Source organism: Pontibacter sp. 13R65 (genome assembly GCF_047525655.1).
Taxonomy (GTDB): domain Bacteria; phylum Bacteroidota; class Bacteroidia; order Cytophagales; family Hymenobacteraceae; genus Pontibacter.
Window position 1 is genome coordinate 1 of the sequence record NZ_JBLIQL010000032.1, and the last position, 20,877, is coordinate 20,877.

Genomic DNA, 20,877 nt, shown 5'->3' on the forward strand with positions numbered 1-20,877 from the left:
AAGAGAAAATAAGGCTACGCGTACAGAATGCCCGTGACAGAATTATGATGGTCGCTTGTGGTTTACACAACCTGCGAACCTCCTTTAGGAAAATCAATAACAATTAATCAGAATACACTTTAATAAATGGGCATTTTCATTAGAATAATCAGGGAAAGTCGCAGGGCTTGTTTCTAATTCTGGTGTGGGCATTCTGAATGTGGATTAGTATTCGTAAATTGCGTTGATTTTTAAGACGCACGCGGAAGAGAAGAAATGGATTATATAAGTTTATTAAACGAGTCGCAACGGGCGGCAGTGCTTCATACAGAAGGACCTGCCATGATTATAGCCGGAGCAGGCTCAGGCAAAACAAGAGTACTTACTTACCGGATCGCCCACCTGATTAGTCAGAACGTGGATCCGTTTAACATACTGGCCCTTACTTTTACGAACAAAGCTGCCAAAGAAATGCGGCACCGGATTGAGAAAGTAATTGGCAACGAGGCGAAGAACATCTGGATGGGCACGTTCCACTCCGTTTTCTCGCGTATTCTGCGGGCAGAGGCCGACAAAATCGGCTATCCCAAGAGCTTTACCATTTACGATACCGACGATAGCAAGACGTTGATCCGCAACATCGTAAAAGAGATGAACCTCGACGATAAGCTCTACAAGGCAAACGTGGTGCTGGGCCGTATCTCATCTGCCAAAAACAAGCTGATATCGGTGCGCCAGTACCTCAACGACCCTACCATTCAGGCAGACGATGAGGCAGCCATGCGCCCTAAAATCGGGAAGATCTATGAAATGTACCAGAAGCGTTGCTTTGCTGCGGGCGCCATGGATTTCGACGATTTACTCTTTAACACGAACGTGCTCTTCAAAGACCATCCTGATGCGCTGAATAAGTACCAGAACATTTTCAAGTATGTAATGGTGGACGAGTACCAGGACACGAACTACTCGCAGTACCTGATCACGCGGAAGCTGGCTGCTCAAAACCGAAATATTGTGGTGGTAGGCGATGATGCGCAGAGTATTTACGCCTTCCGGGGAGCCGACATTCAGAATATCCTCAACTTTGAGCGCGACTACCCGGAGCTGCAGGTGTTTAAGCTGGAGCAAAACTACCGCTCTACCAAAAACATTGTGCATGCTGCCAACTCCGTTATCAAAAATAACCAGGCCCAGCTGCGCAAAGATGTTTTTACAGATAACGAGGAAGGCCCGCTTATCGAGGTTATAAAAGCCAACTCCGACAACGAAGAAGGCAAATTAGTGGCTACCACCATTTTTGAGGAGAAGATGAACAACCACTTCTCCTACGATGACTTTGCCATTCTGTACCGCACCAACGCACAGTCGAGGGCAATGGAGGAGGCGCTGCGCCGCATGAACATCAAGTACAAAATTATCGGTGGCCTCTCCTTCTACCAGCGCAAAGAAATAAAAGACCTCATTGCCTACCTGCGCCTGACGGTGAACCCGAACGATGAGCAGGCGCTGCGCCGGGTAATCAACTACCCTAAACGCGGCATTGGCGAGACCACGGAGCAGAAAATTTTTGTTACCGCTAACGATACCAACCACACCGTTTGGGAAGTGGTGCAGAATGCCGGCAGTTTCCTGGGTAACCGGGTAGGCACCGCCATCGAGAACTTCTCCATTATGATACGCGACTTTGCCCGCATTGCCGAGAACAGCGATGCTTACGAAGTTGCCAAACATGTGGCGAAGCATTCCGGCATTGTAGATGATTTATATGCTGATAAAACTGTAGAAGGCCTGGCCCGATACGAAAACATACAGGAGCTGTTAAACGGTATCAAAGAGTATGTAGACGACCCGGAGAAAGACGACAAATCGTTGTCGGCGTTCCTGCAAGACATTGCTCTTATTACCGATGCCGACACCAAGGCCGATGATGATGGGGAGTTCGTAACCCTGATGACCATACACTCTGCCAAAGGCCTGGAGTTCAAGAACGTGTTTATTGTAGGCATGGAAGAAAACCTTTTCCCGAGCCAGATGATGCTGAACTCCCGCGCAGACCTGGAAGAGGAACGCCGGCTGTTTTACGTAGCCATCACCCGCGCCGAGAAAAAACTCTACCTCACTTATGCCACCAGCCGCTACCAGTGGGGCAACCTGCGGGCCTGCGAAAAAAGCCGGTTTGTAGATGAAATCGACAGCCGCTTCCTGAACTTTAAATACGGAGAAACGCAAGGTAACAGCATGTTCGAAAAAGTGCTGCAACGCAAAGCAAGCGCCAGCAATTTAGTAGCACCGGCACCTCGCAAACAGGTAGCCAGCAACTACCAGGCACCCGCCGATTTTGCCCCAAGCGATACCGCCAACCTGGCAGCCGGCATGAAGGTAGAGCACCCTAAATTCGGTTTTGGCACTGTTACCAAAATGGATACCCAGGGCAACAGCACCAAAGCCATCATCCACTTTGATGAGGTAGGCGAAAAAACACTCTTGCTAAGCTTTGCAAAGCTGCGCATACATTCCTGATCAAATTAGAAATTATGAATTAAAAATTAGAAATTGAACAGGTGGAGCTGGATTTTAAGTCTGCTGTCTGGCAGGAACATACATAACTTCCACTTCAGAATCCGTACTACTTAAAATCATACGGCACCAAACCATATTTCTAAATTCTAATTCTCCCGATTTTCTAATTTTAATTTCTAATTTTGAATTTTAAAAAATAATGGAAGCTAGTACTACATTTAAACAGGATTTACTCTTACGGGAATATGGCCGCAATGTGCAGGACCTCGTAAACCACATCCTGAGCATAGAAGACAGAACCGAACGTACCCGCCTGTCGCAGTTACTTATTAACCTGATGGCGAAGCTCAACCCGCAACTCCGCGATATTCAGGATGCCCAGCAAAAGCTATGGAACCACTTGTACGTTATGTCCGGCTCAAAGCTGGAGGTTGATGCTCCTTATCCGCTCAGTGCCATGGAGTACCTGAACGACAAGCCGCAGCCGATGCAGTACCCGCTCAACTCGCCACGTTACAAGCACTATGGTAACAACGTAGAATTGCTGATCGAACGAGCTACAGAACTGGAAGATCCTGCTGAGCGCGATGCTGCCATTATTTCTTTAGGGAAGCTCATGAAAACGCTTTACCGTTCTTATAACAAAGAAAGCATTACCGATGACATCATTCTGAACGATATTCGGCAAATGTCTAAGGGCAAGCTGGACATGGATCTGGCTTACATCGAAAGCAACAACCTGTTCGAAAGCACAAGTAAGCCGTCCGGTCAGGATAATACCAATAACCGGCCGCAGCAGCAGAACCGCAACGACCGTGGAGACCGGAACGATGCTAACCGCAACCGAAAAAACACCCGAACAACCTCTAACACCAGAAACAAATAAACTGAATGGCTTCATTTGAAGTAATAGGCGGTAAACAGCTTAAAGGAGACATATTTCCGCAAGGTGCTAAAAACGAAGCACTTCAAATTCTGTGTGCCGTACTATTAACCCCGGAACCCGTAACCATCTCTAATCTTCCCGATATTGTAGATGTAAACAAATTAATAGAATTGCTCCAAAACCTGGGCGTAAAAGTGGACCGTTCGGCTCCCGACACCTACACCTTTCAGGCAGATGATATTAACCTTGAATATCTGGAAACAGAGTCATTCGTGAAGTTAGGCCGTGCCATTAGAGGTTCTGTTATGATCCTGGGTCCGATGCTGGCGCGCTTTGGCCAATGCAAACTGCCAAAGCCAGGAGGCGACAAGATTGGCCGCCGCCGTATGGACACGCACTTTATAGGGCTTGAAAAACTGGGCGCCACCTTTACCTACGACACCCACGACAGCTTTTTCCATATAGAAACCAATGGGCTAAAGGGTGTGTACATGCTCCTAGATGAAGCTTCTGTAACCGGAACAGCCAACATTGTAATGGCAGCTGCCCTGGCAGAAGGTACCACCACCATTTACAATGCGGCCTGCGAACCTTACCTGCAGCAGCTTTGCCGCATGCTTAACCGTATGGGCGCCAAAATTAGCGGCGTAGGATCTAACCTGCTCGTTATTGAGGGTGTAGAAAAGCTGGGAGGAACCGAGCACCGGCTACTACCCGACATGATCGAGATCGGCTCCTTTATTGGCATGGCTGGCATGACTGGTTCTGAAATCACCATTAAAGATTGCCAGATCCCGGAGCTGGGGCTGATCCCCGATACCTTCCGCCGACTTGGCATTCAGATGGAATATCGTGGCGACGATATTTATATTCCCGCGCAGGACCATTACGAGATCGACACATACATAGATGGCAGCATCCTGAACGTATCAGACCATACTTGGCCGGGTTTTACACCTGACCTGCTCAGCATCGCGCTGGTGGTAGCCACACAGGCTAAAGGAACAGCCCTTATTCACCAGAAAATGTTTGAAAGCCGCCTCTTTTTCGTGGACAAGCTGATAGAAATGGGTGCCCAAATCATTTTGTGTGACCCACACCGCGCCACTATTATTGGGCAGAACAAGCAGGTGCCACTAAAGGGTATCAGAATGTCTTCTCCAGATATAAGAGCAGGCGTGGCTTTACTCATAGCTGCCCTCTCAGCAGAAGGCCACAGCGTGATAGACAATGTAGAACAAATTGACCGTGGCTACCAGAACATTGATGGCCGGTTAAATGCACTTGGCGCTGAAATCAGAAGATTATAATCATTATGATGATACAACAGCAAAGGCAGCCCTAGAAAAGGGCTGCCTTTGCTGTTTAAAGGTAGTGCGGCTGTTGGATAATCTTTTGCCTCATGCATCAGAACAGGTGCTTAGAATCTTATTATAATAGGGTATTTCAGGAACAACACCTAGCACCCAATTCTTCTAATCAAAATGCCCTTCCGGAGGCTTTAGCAACCTGTTCTATCTTAGGGTACAAAGTACCTATACCGGCACAAGCTTTACAATACTTTCAGCATCAGCTCCTCGTGCCGTTTCTTGATAAGAGAAAAGAGCCTATTCTCAAAGTTCTGGAATTCAGTTTGACCCAGGGATTCAGCAATGCGGCCCTGGTCCAGGTAGTGAATAAAGTCACAGATGCTGGTCAGGCTTTCGAAGATGTGAGATGTTATGATTACGGTTTTTTGCCGCTCCCCCAGCTTCCCTACAATGCTTTTCAGGAGCTGGCTAGCCTCCAGATCGAGGCCGTTGAAAGGCTCATCTAAAATAACAATGTCCCGGTCGAGTTTGAGAACAGCCAGCAGGGCCAGCTTCTTTCTCATACCGGTGGAGTACGTCTCGATGAGCTGGTGCAGGGGCAGGTGCATGAGCTGCTGCCAGGTATCCAAGTCGAAGTCAGCCTGTCGGGCCGGGAACAGGCGCAGGTACTCCATGCCAGTGATGTTAGCATAGAAGTAGTTGCTGGACTCCAGGTACCCAACCTGCCGGTGTTGCAGCTTTGCTCCCCTGTATAGAACTTCGCCCTGCTGCGGTTTTACAATGCCGACCAGTGCGTTGAGTAGGGTGGTTTTGCCGGCACCGTTCAGGCCGACTAAGCCATGTACCCGCCCAGGAAACAGCTGCAGCTGGCAGTTCTGCAGTACCGCTTGTCCCTCATAACTTACATGCAGGTTGTTAATCTCCATCATACAAATAGTAGTTTAAGTTGGCGACCGCTTTGGTATAAAACCTGATGTTCAGCACCAGCGGCAAAAGAATCAGAAATGGCAGGAGGCTGCTAAGCATAGCCACACTACCCAGTACGCTATTTCCCGGGAGCTGCTTACCTGGTCTATAGAAGGCATACTTCGACAAGATAAAGAAACACAGGTTTATACCCGAAAGCACTAAAAACACAAACGGCACAAACCAATGATCTACATGAAAAAAGCTGTAAACCAGCACCAATGGCAGACATAGCAGCAAGTAAAGCTTTAAGTGGCTCCAAAGTTTACCCTTGATAAAGGAAGCCCCCTCCTGCTCTGACAGCCGCAACAACTGCAACGGCTCGCACTCCTGGTAAAAAGCCATAATTGCTGTTGTAATGAGCCACAGCAGAAGCAAAGAGAGCACCTTAACAGGAACCAGCAGCAGTGCCACCAGGTACAGGAGCAGGATATACAGGCCATATTTTCTAAAACCAGCCAGCCACTCAAAATTATGCGCAGGCAAAAACCTGCTGAAGTTAAGTTGAAAAAGTTTGGGTTTGTAAGTGTATGGCAGCAGCGCGACCAGAGCCAGTGCCACCGGCACCACCAGCGCCAGGTACCACGACGGAGCAAGCAGGTAAAGCGCCAGCAAGGGCAGCGAAACAATGAAGTATTCTGTGAAATACAGCTGGAATGGCTTCTCTGCAAATAACAGAATAAATTGTCTGTCGCTGCGGCTTAGGTGGAGCGACAGGATAAGGCCTGAAAACACAGCGGCTACTATAGCCGCCCCTGTTTTATTCATCAGCACCTGCAGCAAGGCCGCAAGTAGCCCAAAAGAAATCACAACAAAGAGAAGCCAATGGAACACGGAGAGCCCTTCCAGGCTTCTGCTCAGCTGCCGCCACCGTACCGTAATGAGTTGCCTTACTTCCATACGCTCTACAACGAATATAAGAAAAAATTCATTTTTACCCCTTCCTATAATCGTTCCGCCCTGTAGCATGTTACCTGGGACTTTTCAGGAGCCATGTGTGTCGTCTCTTTTAACAAAGATTAAATTTGCAAAGGCAGGAGGGATTTCACGGAAAAGAGCCAGCTATTCCTTCTTCTCTTCCGTACCTTTGTTGCCACATCATTTATCTAACTCCACACAGACGAATGCGCAACACCTCTACTCCTACCTCCAGCCTCCCTAACCTCACCACCCTAACGCTTTGGCTGATGACGATCTCCTCCGGGCTTGTGGTGGCAAATAATTACTACAACCAGCCACTGCTTGGCGATATCGCCAGAACATTTCAGGTGCCGGAGTCCAAGGCAGGCATAATCTCTATGCTCACGCAGGTAGGCTATGCTATAGGTTTGTTACTGATTATACCTTTAGGTGACATGTTTCGCAGGAAACGACTGATTATCACAGAATTAATACTCGTTATCCTGTCACTGCTGCTGGCGGCTTTTGCCAATAATATTTACACCCTGATGCTGGCCAGTTTGCTGATTGGCGCTACCTCGGTGGTGCCGCAGTTGTTTATACCTATGGCGGCCCAACTGGCGCTCCCAGAAAACCGAGGCAAGGTCATAGGCACTGTTATGAGTGGTTTGCTTATAGGCGTGCTCCTGTCGCGTACGGTAAGTGGTTTTGTAGGTGCCCACCTGGGTTGGCGGGCTATGTTTCTGATTGCAGCCGGTCTGATGGTAGTGCTGGGCGTTGCGCTTTACTTTCTGCTCCCGGAAGTACACCCCGAGTACAAAGGCAGCTACAAAAGCCTGATGACCTCCCTGGTGTCGCTGGTGAAGGAGGAACCAGTACTACGGTTAGCCGCAGCAAGGGGAGCCTTAACCTTTGCCTGCTTTGGCGGCTTCTGGACCACCCTGGTGTTTCTGCTGGAAGAGCCGCCGTTTAATGGAGGAAGCGCAATGGCTGGAGCTTTTGGCCTGGTAGGTGCCGGCGGTGCCATCATGGCTTCGGTTATGGGCAGGCTGGCTGACAAGGTGAATACCCGGCACATCATTACCGCCACCACCCTAATGATTATCATATCCTATGTCTTATTCGGCACATTTAGCCACAGCCTGGTGGGCCTTGTAGTAGGCGTAATACTGCTGGACCTGGGGCTGCAGGCTACCCATATCGCCAACCAGACTTTGGTTTTTTCCCTTAACCCGGCCGCACGCAACCGCCTCAATACCGTGTACATGGTTACCTACTTCACTGGAGGCGCCACCGGAACCCTGCTTGCCAGCCAGGCCTGGCAGTTGTGGCAATGGAACGGTGTGGTGCTGGTGGGAATTGTGTTCTCATCGCTGGCTTTGCTGGTGCACCTCTTCTTTGCCAGAAAGCACAAGAAAAAGCTATTGGCTTAAGCTTAAATTCGCTTTAAGCCTACTATGCTGCACAAGAAACCCTTGGCTTATTTTTATCTAAAGGGCTCTGGAAGGAGAATTTCATCTGAATAATTTTGGCACCATTATCAGTTGGCTGCCTAAGGCTTTACCTCAGCGGCTGGTATTTTATTTTTTGTTGTTTTAAATAATCAGACGGCACATTCTCTCCTTGGTTTTGCTGCCAGCTTTGCAGGCTGTAGCAGCTCAGAGCCAGGGTTCTGCAGCACCAACAGCAAAAGTTAACCTCTCCATATTCAAGAAAAATCCGATATTGAGTTAAAAAAGTAGACCTTTAAGGCAAGAAATTTGTTCGACAACTGTTCTCTATAAAGCAACTCTTTTTCAAGAATGCCTCCTGTTACCCATCCCTCGTTATGAGAAACAAAATAATTATTACTTTAACTCTCATCTTATTACTGCCTGTTGTCCTGCTTGTTACTGCTAGCATGGTGGTGTATAGAAACCAAAAGCAAATTACGCAGAAAGTCATTGCCTCCATTAACGAGAACTTTGATGGAGAGCTGGTGGTAAAAGACAGCTTCGTCTCGCTCTTTGAGAATTTCCCCTACGTGTCTATCGATCTGCACCAGGTTGCCTTTTACGGCACCAAGTCGGCCAGCAACAAACCTCTTTACGAAATAGAAGACCTCTATGCCGGCTTCGACCTGCTCGACCTCCTGAACGGCAAGTACCACGTAAAACGGCTGAAAATAAAAGGAGGCCACCTGGACGTGGTAAAGCATGCCAATGGCGACATTAACCTGCTGCTGGCAAAAGGCCTGACAGAGCAAAGCACAGACACGACCAGTTCAGAAGACTTTTATTTCGATCTGAAAGAGCTCGTGCTACAGGATTTTGAACTGTCTTATGCCGACGAAGCGGCGAACAAGGTCATTTATGGGCACCTCCAGCACCTGAAGGCTTCCATCAGAAAAGGGGCGGATCATCTATTTACTGATGTGGAGTCGGCGTTCATCCTGGATATCGACAAAAACGGGGAACATACCTTTTTTAACAACAAGCACATGGCTCTGGACCTGACGCTGGACTACGATAAGCTGGAACAGAAGCTGTTGATTTCACCTAGTCAGCTCAGTCTGGAAGAGTCGCTTTTTGGGCTGAAAGGCACGGTAGACTTCGACGATGACTTAAACCTAAGCCTCGACTTTACAGCAGAAAAACCTGATTTTAACACTTTTATAGCCTTTGCACCTAATGACTTGGCTACCGAGCTAAGACGCTACGAGAACCAGGGCAATATTTACTTTAGAGGGAAGGTAGAGGGCAAAGCGTCTAATGGGCATACGCCAGCCATTGCCGTAGACTTTGGCTGCGAAAACGCCTATTTCCTAAACAAGGCGGTGAACAAGAAAGTCGACGACATGCAAATTGTGGGCACCTACACCAACGGCCAGGGCCGCAGCCTCGAAACCTCTGAGCTACGCCTCGAGAAAATGTATGCCAAGCCGGACGAAGGTGTTTTTACAGGTAGACTGTTCATCCAGAATTTCGCAGATCCGCAGATTGCCGTTAATCTTAACGCTGATCTTGACCTGGAATTTTTAGGCGCATTCCTGGGTGTGGAAGGGTTGCAGAAGCTAAAAGGCCAGGTGCTGCTCGACATGAATTTTGATGAACTCATCCACATCGATAAGCCAAACGAAAGCCTCTCCAAACTGAAAGAAGGAATCGAAAGTGAGCTGACGGTAAAGAACCTGAGCTTTCAGGTGCCGGGTTACCCCCACCCCATTACCGCCATGAACGCACACGCCACCATGCAGCAAGGGGCCGTAAACCTGGACTTTCTGCGCTTTAAAATTGCCGGCTCCGACTTTGCCTTGAATGGGAAGCTAAACGACCTGCCTGCAATTTTCCATCAGCAGACTAAGCCCATTACATTCAACCTGCAGGCCCGGTCCGGCAAAATCAATATTCCTCAACTCTTGCAGCACGACACTAAGCTCGTAGCTATAACAGACGAAGAAATAACAGATTTCGCCATTAAGCTGGCCTTTGTAACTTCTACTGAAAACCTGCTAAACTATGAGTACCTGCCAAGGGGAGAATTTTTCATAGACGATTTTTTTGCCAAACTGAAGCACTACCCCCACTCCTTCCACGACTTCCATGCCGACGTCATCATTACAGACAAAGCCTTGCAGTTAAAAGATTTCAGTGGCCAGATAGATGCCTCCGATTTTCATTTTAGTGGCCTGCTTAACAACTACCCCAAGTGGTTTCAGGAGGTAAAAACAGGTGACACCCGGTTTGAGTTTGACTTTAGCTCCAAAAACCTGAAGATGCAGGACCTGCTGAGCTACAAAGGCAACAACTACCTGCCCGAAGATTACCGCCACGAAGAAATAAAGGAGCTGAAGCTGCACGGCCGCTTGGATCTGCACTACGACAGCGTGTTTAAGTCGGCAGACCTGCAGGTAGATAAATTGGAAGGAAAGTTAAAAATTCATCCGCTCAAGCTCGAAAAGGTTGCAGGTCGGGTGCATTACGAAGACGAGCGGTTACAGGTAGAAAACCTGAGCGGTCGGGTAGGAAAAAGCGACTTTAAGGTAAACCTCACCTACTACACCGGGCTCGATCCTATCCTCCGGAAACGCCATAACCAGCTGGCCATTTACTCCAGGTACCTCGACCTGGACGAGCTCATGAATTACAATACTCAGCCACAGTCGCCGGGGCAAAAACAGCAGGAAGCAGCACATGCCGAAGCCTTCAATATTTTTGAGGTACCCTTTACCGACATGCGCGTTCAGGCGCAGCTGAGAAAAGTGAACTACCACCATATTTTTTTACAGAATCTTCGAGCAAACATGCGCCTGCAGGAGAACCACTACCTGTATGTAGATACGCTACAACTAGGAGCAGCCGGTGGCAAAGCAGGCATGAGCGGCTATTTTAATGGCTCCAATCCTGCCAAAATCTATTTTAAAAGCACCATCGCTGCCCATAACCTTGATCTGGACAAGCTCATGCTGAAGTTCGATAATTTCGGGCAGGATTACATGGTGAACGAAAACCTGCATGGTAAGCTCAGCGGCACCATCAGTAGCACGGTAAGAATGCACCCCGACCTCACACCCATTTTGGCAGAGACTGAGGCTACCTTGGCTGTTACCGTACAAGAAGGCAGCTTGGTGAACTTTAGCCCCATGCTGGCCCTCTCCGACTACTTTAAAGACAAGAACCTGAACCTGGTTCGCTTCGACACGCTGCAAAACACCTTTTCTCTAAAAAAAGGGGTATTAGACATCCCCAGCATGCAAATAAACTCCTCATTAGGCTTTATCGAAATGTCTGGCAAGCAGTCGCTCGACCTGAACATGGATTATTTCATAAGGGTGCCTCTGGGGCTGGTGACTCAGGTTGGGTTTAAAACCTTGTTTGGCGGTAAAAGCAAAGAAGAAGTAGACCCGGACCAGGTCGACGAAATTGTATATCGAAACGAAGACAAGCGTGTGCGGTTTCTGAACCTGAACGTTTCAGGAAATGCCGATGATTATAAAATAACGCTCGGAAAAGATAAGAAAAGAGGATAACACGGTTCGTGTAGTAGCAGGATTTTTTTTAACGCCTCAACCGCTAGGCTATAGGTAAATGCTGAAGGATTTCCCTTACTTGCAGTTTAAGCAACTATACTATGAAATCAGAACTTCAAAAAATGCTGGACGGCGAGCTGTACATTGGTAACGATCCACAACTATACGAAATGCGTCGGCATACCCGGGAGCTGCTGAAGCAGTACAACCAAATACCGTTCGATGATGTACCAGCCAAAGACGCACTGCTGCGGCAGCTCCTTGGCTCGTTTGGAGAAAAAATAGAGATTCAGGCTCCGTTTTACTGCGACTACGGCAACCACATCTATGCAGGCGAAAACCTGTACATGAACTTTAACTGCGTTATTCTGGACTGTGCAGCCGTAACTATAGGCGATAATGTGATGATGGGACCCAATGTGGCGATTTATACAGCCTACCATCCTGTAATTGCTTCGGAGCGCATCAAAGGGCCTGAGCTGGCCTCGCCTATCACTATTGGCAACAATGTTTGGTTAGGTGGCAACGTGGTAGTTTGCCCCGGTGTTACCATTGGCGACAACACTACTATAGGAGCAGGAAGTGTGGTTACTAAGAGTATTCCCAGCAATGTATTTGCAGCTGGTAACCCTTGCCGCATTATAAAAGAGCTACCTGCTTAAGTCTCACTTCGGTTTTGTTTACAACAGGCGTAAACCCGGCTAATGTCACCGCAGGATTTACGCCTGTTCCGTGTTTAAGGCTTTATATTCTCTGTTTCTTCTGCTCCCCCTCTTCTGCTGCCCCTATACAGCTCGTACTTAAGCAGGCGGCATTCTATGGCGCCATTATACAAGGGGGTGCGGCGGGTGGTGCGTAAGCCAATGTGCTTGGCGGCTTCCAGATTACCTGTCAAAATAAAGGCATCAAATCCCTGGTAGTTATTCTTTAGAGTGTCTCCAATCTGCTTGTACAGTTGATTGATGTCATCAGACACAATTCGCTCATTGTAAGGCGGATTTGCCACCAGCACACCCTGTTCTGACGGAGCTTTGGTCTGAAAGAAATCAGCCTCTTCTACTTTGATGACTTTTTCTAATCCGGCGTTTGCTATGTTTACGCGGGCAGCCTGCACATAGTCGCTGTCTATGTCATAGCCTATAATGGTGGCTTGCGGTTCCTGCCGTTCTTTAGCTTCGGCCGTTTTCCATACCATCTTAAAGAGGTCTTCGTTGTAGTCGGACCAGTTCTCAAAAGCGAAGGGGTCGCGGCGGAAGAGGCCCGGTGCCAGGTTCTGTGCCATCATGGCTGCTTCTATCAACAAGGTGCCTGAGCCGCACATTGGGTCTACCAGGGCCGATCTTTTGTCCCAACCAGATAAGCCGATAATGCCGGCAGCCAGCACCTCGTTTAGCGGTGCCACGTTTGTTTGCTCGCGGTAGCCGCGGCGGTGCAACGAGTCGCCCGAAGAGTCAAGGGAGATGGTGACCATGTTCTCGTGCATGTGCAGGTTTATGCGAATATCCGGACGAATGCGGTCTACTGACGGCCGCTCGCCGGTAGCTTTCCGGAACTGATCCACGATGGCATCTTTAGTTAGTTGCGCCACAAACAGCGAGTGCTCGAAGGTAGAATGGCTAACTACAGCATCTATGGCAAAAGTCTGCTCCAGCCTTAAATACTCGCTCCAGTTAATTTTAGAAACCTGCTGATACAGATCCTTCTCATCGCGGGCCTTAAAGTTGCGGATTGGCTTGAGGATGCGGATAGCAGTGCGACACCACATGTTGGCCTCGTACAGTTGGCGCAGGTTTCCGGAACAAGTTACAGCCCGGTTTCCGACCTTGATAAATTCCATATCAAGTTCGGCCAGTTCAGCTGCCAGCACCTCTTCCAGGCCAGTAAGAGTGGTGGCGATTATATTAAAGTTTCCGTTAGGGTTAGGTTTTGCCATAGTATCTGTGTTATGCAGTACAAAACTGCACTTTTTTACTTTCACTTCTAAGTCTTTGTTGTGGTATAAGGTCCCCCACTCCTTTTTCTCTACAGAAAACCCAGTCAGGCATTTCTAATTTTGCTCCTGTTGCTAATTTTCACACACAGCGCTGTGCACAGGCTGAACATCCTATGCCATTGTCAATGCTGCTGTAACTCATGCCAATACCTGATCACACAGAAAGCCGCTACACTGGCATAAAGTTTAAGAATCTGCCATTTGCCTAGTTCCCTATTTGGCCAAACTGCCTACGGAAGGCCATTTTCATTAGCAGAATCTGAGCGCCAGTGAGCGAAGAGTATGAATGAAAAAAGGTTGGCTGATGCCTAAGCAGTATCTGCATTCCAAAAAATACTGAAACAATTTAGCCAGTGAAGTGATCGGCTTTTGACATCAGGTTTAAATTCTGGTAATGAAAATGGCCTTCCATAGCTGGTTTAGGCTCTACCGTGCTAAGGGTTTAACCTGTAGCCACTCCTGAGAAAGGTCGCATTTTACTAGAAGCTGCACACACTAACTTCCTGACGCCTAATAGGTATACTCGAGCACCTCCTCACTTTAGGCCAAGAAGGAAAGGCTTTGATTCTAAAAACGAAACTAAGAGTGAAAAACCCCGGCAGTCTCTGCCCGGGGTCGACTTTTATATGCTGTTTTTCGTATATTTAACTTGGTGGCAAATAAACTTAGGGTGCAGGCGTTAACTAGTAAATGTCAGATACCCTATATCTATCTAATTTTCAACACCTGCTACTACCTTTCTGCCAATAAGCCTGCAACAGGCAACACAGCAGGAGCATGTAAACAGAAGGCCGCTAATTACAGGAAAACCGCTTATCGTTTCTCCAAACTTATATCTTTGCAGTAAACATTTATCTATGAACATCCAGTCTGATTTTTCTCTGAAGCCATATAATACCTTCGGAATAGACGCCAAAGCCAAATACTTTGCCCGTTTCGAAACGGAGGCCGAGCTACAGGAGGTGCTGCAAAGCCCTGAACTTGCCGGGTTGGAAAAGCTTATTTTAGGCGGCGGAAGCAACATTTTATTTACCAAGGATTTTGATGGCGTTGTTCTTTACAACCAGATTAAAGGCCTGGAGATTGTAGACGAAGACGAAGAGACGGCCTTTCTTAAAGCCGGTGCCGGCGAAGCCTGGCACGATGTAGTTCTCTTTGCTTTGAAACAGGAGTTAGGAGGCTTAGAGAACCTCTCTCTCATTCCGGGTACTGTTGGTGCTGCCCCTCTTCAGAACATCGGAGCTTATGGCGTGGAGCTGAAAGATGTGTTCCATGAGCTGGAGGCAGTGGAGTTAGAAACAGGCGAGCCTTACATATTCGACCTCGAAGCCTGCCGCTTTGGCTACCGTGACAGTGTTTTCAAAAACGAGGCAAAAGGAAAGTTTGTGGTAACCTCCGTTACCATGCGGCTGCAAAAGCACCATACCCTCAACACTTCTTATGGTGCTATAAAAGACGTGCTGCAGGAAATGAAAGTAGCCGCACCCACCATTCAGGATGTGAGCGTGGCTGTGTGCGCTATACGCCAGAGCAAGCTGCCAGACCCTAAAGAAATTGGCAACGCAGGCAGTTTTTTCAAGAACCCGGAAATACCGTTGCTCCAGTTCGAGCAGCTTAAACAAACATACCCTTCTATTCCAGCCTACCCTGTTTCAGACCTTACCGTAAAAGTCCCGGCCGGTTGGCTTATTGAGCAGTGTGGCTGGAAAGGAAAAGTGATAGAGAACTACGGCGTGCACAAAAGCCAGGCACTGGTGCTGGTAAACTACGGTGGCGCGAATGGAGGCGAAATTCAGGCACTTGCCCATGAGATCATCCAGTCTGTAAAGGCCCGGTTTGGCATTGAACTGCACCCGGAGGTAAATATTTTATAGCGCTAACCAACTACAGCAGGTTCAACGGCAGCAGGGTAAACTTATTCTGAAAATAATAGTATAGCAAATCATCTCTAAACCTTACAAGATGAAAACCTCACAACTTCTCCCTCTGTTTGCCCTGCTCATGGTATTTTCGCTTTTTACCGGCTGTAAAAAAGACGATGAAACTCCAGAACCCTCAACAAAAGAGAAATTAGTAGCACACAACTGGCGAGGCGATAAAGTAATGGCGATGGGCATGGATGCCTCCACCCACCCTATACTGGCTAGCCAAATTCCAGATATCAAAACTATGGTTTTGGTTTTTAACGAAAACAACACCTACACAGCCACCTACAGCGATAACGGACAAACAATACCCCTCTCCGGCACTTGGGAACTCCGCAACCAAGACAAATTCATACACTTTGACCTGTTAGCCTCTTTTGGACTGCCAGAACAAGTAGAAATTAAAACCCTAACCTCCAGCAACCTAGTCTTGACTACCACTGCGCAGGTGCCAGTTTTGGGGCCAACGCCTTTAGAAGTTCATTTTATTGCCCAGTAGTAATTTCTCCTGCTCCTGGTAATCTCCTTACAAACAATAGCTGCTGGCTTATTGCCTGATGCCGTTAAATTTTTCTAATGAAATTCGCCTTCCAGAGGCTTTTTTCAAGAGACAGGACTTAGGTTATAAGACTTTTGGTTAATGCAAGAGTAGAAATAAATGCATTATAGTTGTACCTGTCCGGCAAGTAGCTTTCGACAGCTATCAGCTAAATTATTCCAATAAAAATAACCCTCAGGAGGCAGTTTAAACAGAATTGGATATAGGCTTCGGAAAGCCCTAAACAGCCGTTTGCCAGTAGTAGTTGTTTCCAATTCCATCATATCCTGTCAAGGTTTTTCCAGAAAAATATTACTTCCCAAATAATATTAATATTCATCAAAAAGGCTTACTTTCAGTAGCTATACATTTTATTTACAACTCACAATTTTCTGATATTATGAAAAAACTGATTTACTTTATTATGTTCATAGGCCTTGCATTTGGCCAAGCATGCGAAGGACCAGAAGGTCCGGAAGGCGCTCCAGGACCACAAGGACCAGCAGGTCCGGCAGGCGCTCCAGGACCACAGGGCCCAGCTGGCCCTCCAGGTACGGGTACCGGAACGGGTACTACGGCCACAGTTATTGAACTAGAAGCCACTTTTAATGAAGAAAATCAATTTAGGCCAGCCTTTACTTTAGAAGATCTAAATCTTTCTGAATCTGATATGGTTTTCGTTTATATGCCAACCTATTCCTTGGACAATGGTACTATACCGCTCTGGAGCCCCTTACCTCAAACAATGTTCCTAGAAGATGGCCCCTTAGTTTTTAATTATGCCTTCTCTCCAGAAGTTCTGTTCCTCATTTTAGAAGCCTCAGAAGAACATCTAGCCAATATTGAACCAGAAAACATAACCAAAATGTGGTTCAGAGCAGTAGTCATACCGGGTGAATTTGAGGGCGGTAGACAGGCTACTGTAGATTTCAATAACTACGAAGCAGTGATGAAATATTTTAACCTTTCAGAGAAAGACGTTATCAAACTGAAGAGGTAAATCCTTATTAAAGGACCAGAGTAATTACACCAAAAAATGGCGAACTGTATACAATACGGTTCGCCATTTTAGCTTTCGATGCAGATCAGGAGAATTAACACTGCCTGTAGTAGGAAACAGGTCCTATTCTTTAATTAAAATGACGGCTCCTTACCAGAACTAATCTGCTGATAATTAGTATAATCAACCAGATATCTTCTATACCCGCTTCAACAACAGAATAATTTGCCATTACTGCTCTAAAAATGAAGAACAGCTGTTGGCGGAATTGCTAAATAAGCTTATATTTAGTAACTTATAACAAGCCGTTACCCTGCTTTTCATCAACAACGAAAAGCAAGCACCATTAACTTTTATTTTGAAGTACAGGAATTGATTGACTAAAAATTCTTCCAAATCTCACCTCTGTTTCGAGCCGAATTTTATGACATTAGATTTTTACAAAATGAGAGTACCTCATTATTTTTTCCTCCTTCTGCCCCTGCTTCCGCTAACCAACCTGGCACCTGTTGGCGCGGCACATGCCGCTACCCTGCTCGCACAACAAGACGGTATAGTGGTAAGAGGCACTGTAAGAATACCTGGTGCCAAAGGAGGATCCGCTGAGCCAATGATGGGGGTAGTGGTGATGGAAAAAGGCACCTCTAATGGAACCGGAACCGACCTGGACGGGAATTACCAGCTCCGGGTGAAAGACAACAACGCTGTGCTGGTGTTTACCCTGATCGGCTACAAAACGGTAGAAGTTCCTGTGGCAGGCCAATCGACCGTAAACCTAACCTTGGAAGAAAACACCAACGTGCTGCAGGAGGTAGTGGTAACTGGCTACCAGACCATAGACCGCAAAATGTTTACCGGATCGGCCGCGCTCCTGAAAGGCGAAGATGCCAAACGCGAAGGTATAACCGATGTAAGCCGCATGCTGGAAGGGCGTGTGGCCGGTGTGTCGGTACAAAACGTGTCGGGTACTTTTGGCGCAGCACCCAAAATAAGAGTGCGAGGTGCCACCTCCATTACCGGCGACAATAAACCGCTGTGGGTGGTAGATGGTATTATTCTGGAAGATGTGGTAAACGTGTCGAATGAGCAGCTCTCCACCGGCGACCCCACTACCCTTATTGGTTCTTCAGTGGCTGGTCTGAACCCAGACGATATAGAGAGTTTTCAGATTTTGAAAGATGCTTCTGCCACGGCTCTGTACGGAGCCCGCGCCATGAACGGTGTGGTAGTAATTACGACCAAACGCGGAAAAATCGGGAAGCCCGTGGTTTCGTATACCGGCAACTACTCCACCTACCTCAAGCCCAGCTACAGCAACTTCGACATCATGAACTCAGCCGACCAAATGGCGCTGTACCTGGAGATGTACCAGAAAGGCTGGCTTAACTATGGAAATGTGTCCCGTAATGCAAACGGTGGGGTGTTTACTAAAAGGGCTGACCTTATTTCAGGTTCCTACGATCCTGCAACTGATTCTTACGGGCTGATGAACACTCCTGAGGCTCGGGGCGAGTTTTTAAAGCGATATGCCGCGGCCAATACAAATTGGTTCGATGTGCTGTTTAAGAACTCCTTTATGCAGGAACACTCGCTTAGCATCTCGTCAGGAACCGAGAAGTCGCAACTTTACTTCTCAACCAGCTACCTCCAGGATGATGGCTGGACAATTGCTGACAAGGTGAAGCGCTTTACCGGAAATGCCAGGGCAAATTTTAATGTATCCGATAAACTGTCTATTGGCCTTATTTCACAAGGTTCTGTGAGGGACCAGCAGGCGCCAGGCACCGTTTCGCGTATCAGTAACCCGGTTACAGGCGAGTACAACCGCGACTTTGACATCAACCCGTTTAATTACGTGATCAACACCAGCCGCACCCTAACTGCTTACGACGAAAACGGCAATCTGGAATATTTCAGAAGAAACTACTCTCCCTTTAACATAGTAAACGAACTGGAGAACAACTCCCTGGATATTTCGGTGCTGGACCTGAAACTGCAGGGCGATGTTACCTACAAAATACTGCCGAACTTTACCTATAACTTCTCAGGGGCTGTACGATATGCTAAAACAAACCGGGAGCACAAGGTTCGGGAAGAAGCCAACATGTCGCAGGCCTACCGGGCAGGCACTATATACGGTGGTGGTGTAGATGCCATTATTCAAGACCGTAACAAGTTCCTGTACCGCAACCCCGACAATCCGGAGGCACAGCCTGTATCGGTGCTACCCTACGGCGGCCTCTACATTGCCAACGACGACAACCTGTCGAGCTATTACCTGCGCAACACACTCGATTGGGATAACACCTTTAACGAAGTACACATAGTACGCCTTTTTGCGTCGCAGGAGCTGCGCTATGCCGACCGGCAAAACAAAGGATTTACCGGCTATGGCTACCAATACGATAAAGGGGGAGTTCCTTTTATAGATCCCAATGCCATTAAACAAGGCGTGGAAGGCAACTTTAACTACTATAACATGAGTTACCGCTACGACCGCTTTCTGGCTTACATGGCTAACGCCGCCTACTCCTACAACCAAAAATACAACCTTAACGCCACCGTACGTTACGACGGCTCTAACCTGCTGGGCGAGTCGCGTACTGCCCGCTGGTTGCCTACCTGGAACGTGAGTGGCTCCTGGAACATCGATACTGAGCCATTTATGGAACGCCTGGAAATGGTGAATAGAATGACCTTACGCGCCACCTACGGCCTTACCGCCAGTATGGGCAATGCCACCAACTCCAGCCTGGTACTGCAAAGCGGCAGTACCCGCAGGCCTTACCTGACCGAGGTAGAGTCTATGATCTTTATTCAAAACCTGGAGAACTCAGAGCTGACCTGGGAAAAGCAATATGAAACCAACGTTGGCTTAGATGTTGGGCTTTTTAACGAACGTATACAACTTACAGTTGATGGTTACCTGCGAAATGGCTTCGACTTGATCGGCAGCATTCGTACCTCTGGCATTGGTGGTGAAGAGTTCAAAGTGGCCAACTACGCCGATATGCGTTCGTATGGTTTGGATGTTACGCTGGGTGGAGGCATTATCGATAACCAGAACCTGAAGCTGCGTACCCAGTTTACCTTAGGCTTTAACCAGGGTAAAATTACTAACCTGAAAAGCAACCCCGACATCTGGTCGTTGGTAATCCCGGAAGGTGGCCCACGCGAAGGTTACCCCTACCGTGGCCTGTTTTCGATACGGTATCAGGGACTGGACCCGGAAAATGGCACCCCCTTTTTCAGAAATGAAAATGGCGAGACAAGCACCAATGTCTATCTTCAGAGCGATCAGATACAATACCTGAAATACGAAGGCCCCGTAGATCCGATCTATACAGGAGGTTGGTTTAACTCCCTGAATTACAAAAACTTTACCTTATCTGTTCTCTTCACCTACAGCGGCGGAAATAAAATAAGATTAAACCCGGTATTTAAATCGAACTATACCGACCTGGATGCCATGCCGAACTCCTTCCTGAACAGGTGGGTTATGTCTGGTGATGAAGCCACAACTGATGTTCCCTCTATTCTGGACCGTTACGAACAGGCACTATTAATTAACGGCTACCCTTACAACAACTACAACTACTCCTCTGCCAGGGTGGTTAACGGCGATTTTGTGCGGCTAAAGCAACTCTCCCTGGGTTTCAACCTGCCAACTAAATACAGTGGCGCGCTAGGCATGAGCAATATGTCGCTGAGTCTGGTCACTAATAACCTCTGGCTGGTGTACGCCGACAAGCGATTGAACGGCCAGGACCCGGAGTTCTTTAACTCAGGCGGAGTAGCCATGCCGATTCCGCGTCAGTTTACCTTATCCTTAAAAGCCGGCTTCTAATTTAT

The 20,877-nt window shown here is 47.7% G+C and carries 13 protein-coding genes; 10 read left to right on the plus strand and 3 right to left on the minus strand.

Features of this window, described 5'->3' with window-relative positions; genetic code table 11:
- The first annotated feature begins 255 nt into the window (after nt 1–255).
- The 3 genes from ACMA1I_RS21720 to murA all read left to right on the plus strand — a co-directional run bounded on the left by ACMA1I_RS21720 (nt 256) and on the right by murA (nt 4,695).
- Nucleotides 256–2,499, plus strand: a complete 2,244-nt coding sequence (locus tag ACMA1I_RS21720) for an ATP-dependent helicase (RefSeq protein WP_337070591.1) — start codon at nt 256–258, stop codon at nt 2,497–2,499.
- A gap of 199 nt (nt 2,500–2,698) precedes the next feature.
- Nucleotides 2,699–3,385: a DUF4290 domain-containing protein gene (locus ACMA1I_RS21725; protein ID WP_337070592.1), complete on the plus strand. Its 687-nt coding sequence runs from the start codon at nt 2,699–2,701 to the stop codon at nt 3,383–3,385.
- A gap of 5 nt (nt 3,386–3,390) precedes the next feature.
- On the plus strand, nt 3,391–4,695 hold the full coding sequence (murA, locus tag ACMA1I_RS21730; protein WP_337070593.1) for a UDP-N-acetylglucosamine 1-carboxyvinyltransferase: 1,305 nt from the start codon (nt 3,391–3,393) through the stop codon (nt 4,693–4,695).
- A 242-nt stretch (nt 4,696–4,937) separates the two neighbouring features.
- On the opposite strand, the gene ACMA1I_RS21735 is transcribed toward murA, so the two are convergent.
- Together ACMA1I_RS21735 and ACMA1I_RS21740 are read right to left on the minus strand one after the other, a co-directional pair.
- A complete protein-coding gene (locus tag ACMA1I_RS21735) occupies nt 4,938–5,624 on the minus strand; it encodes an ATP-binding cassette domain-containing protein (RefSeq protein ID WP_337070594.1) in 687 nt (228 codons plus the stop codon).
- Nucleotides 5,611–6,561: a hypothetical protein gene (locus ACMA1I_RS21740; protein ID WP_337070595.1), complete on the minus strand. Its 951-nt coding sequence runs from the start codon at nt 6,559–6,561 to the stop codon at nt 5,611–5,613. Before ACMA1I_RS21740 ends, ACMA1I_RS21735 begins: the two co-directional genes overlap by 14 nt.
- A 224-nt stretch (nt 6,562–6,785) precedes the next feature.
- Between ACMA1I_RS21740 and ACMA1I_RS21745 the strand changes: the two genes are divergently transcribed.
- The 3 genes from ACMA1I_RS21745 to ACMA1I_RS21755 all read left to right on the plus strand — a co-directional run bounded on the left by ACMA1I_RS21745 (nt 6,786) and on the right by ACMA1I_RS21755 (nt 12,231).
- Nucleotides 6,786–7,994, plus strand: coding sequence for an MFS transporter (locus tag ACMA1I_RS21745; protein WP_337070596.1), 1,209 nt, complete (start codon nt 6,786–6,788; stop codon nt 7,992–7,994).
- A gap of 395 nt (nt 7,995–8,389) precedes the next feature.
- Nucleotides 8,390–11,569: an AsmA-like C-terminal region-containing protein gene (locus ACMA1I_RS21750; RefSeq protein WP_337070597.1), complete on the plus strand. Its 3,180-nt coding sequence runs from the start codon at nt 8,390–8,392 to the stop codon at nt 11,567–11,569.
- Nucleotides 11,570–11,670: 101 nt separating this feature from the next.
- Nucleotides 11,671–12,231, plus strand: coding sequence for a sugar O-acetyltransferase (locus ACMA1I_RS21755; protein ID WP_337070598.1), 561 nt, complete (start codon nt 11,671–11,673; stop codon nt 12,229–12,231).
- A 74-nt stretch (nt 12,232–12,305) separates the two neighbouring features.
- On the opposite strand, the gene ACMA1I_RS21760 is transcribed toward ACMA1I_RS21755, so the two are convergent.
- Nucleotides 12,306–13,502, minus strand: coding sequence for a THUMP domain-containing class I SAM-dependent RNA methyltransferase (locus tag ACMA1I_RS21760; protein ID WP_337070599.1), 1,197 nt, complete (start codon nt 13,500–13,502; stop codon nt 12,306–12,308).
- 917 nt (nt 13,503–14,419) lie between these two features.
- Between ACMA1I_RS21760 and murB the strand changes: the two genes are divergently transcribed.
- The 4 genes from murB (at nt 14,420) to ACMA1I_RS21780 (ending at nt 20,872) form a co-directional block, all read left to right on the plus strand.
- A complete protein-coding gene (gene murB / locus ACMA1I_RS21765) occupies nt 14,420–15,436 on the plus strand; it encodes a UDP-N-acetylmuramate dehydrogenase (protein ID WP_337070600.1) in 1,017 nt (338 codons plus the stop codon).
- A gap of 88 nt (nt 15,437–15,524) precedes the next feature.
- Nucleotides 15,525–15,986, plus strand: coding sequence for a lipocalin family protein (locus ACMA1I_RS21770; RefSeq protein ID WP_337070601.1), 462 nt, complete (start codon nt 15,525–15,527; stop codon nt 15,984–15,986).
- A gap of 304 nt (nt 15,987–16,290) precedes the next feature.
- Nucleotides 16,291–17,025: a hypothetical protein gene (locus ACMA1I_RS21775; protein WP_337070602.1), complete on the plus strand. Its 735-nt coding sequence runs from the start codon at nt 16,291–16,293 to the stop codon at nt 17,023–17,025.
- Nucleotides 17,026–17,470: 445 nt separating this feature from the next.
- Complete coding sequence (locus ACMA1I_RS21780; protein WP_337070603.1) at nt 17,471–20,872, plus strand: SusC/RagA family TonB-linked outer membrane protein; 3,402 nt, start codon at nt 17,471–17,473, stop codon at nt 20,870–20,872.
- Nucleotides 20,873–20,877: the final 5 nt, after the last annotated feature.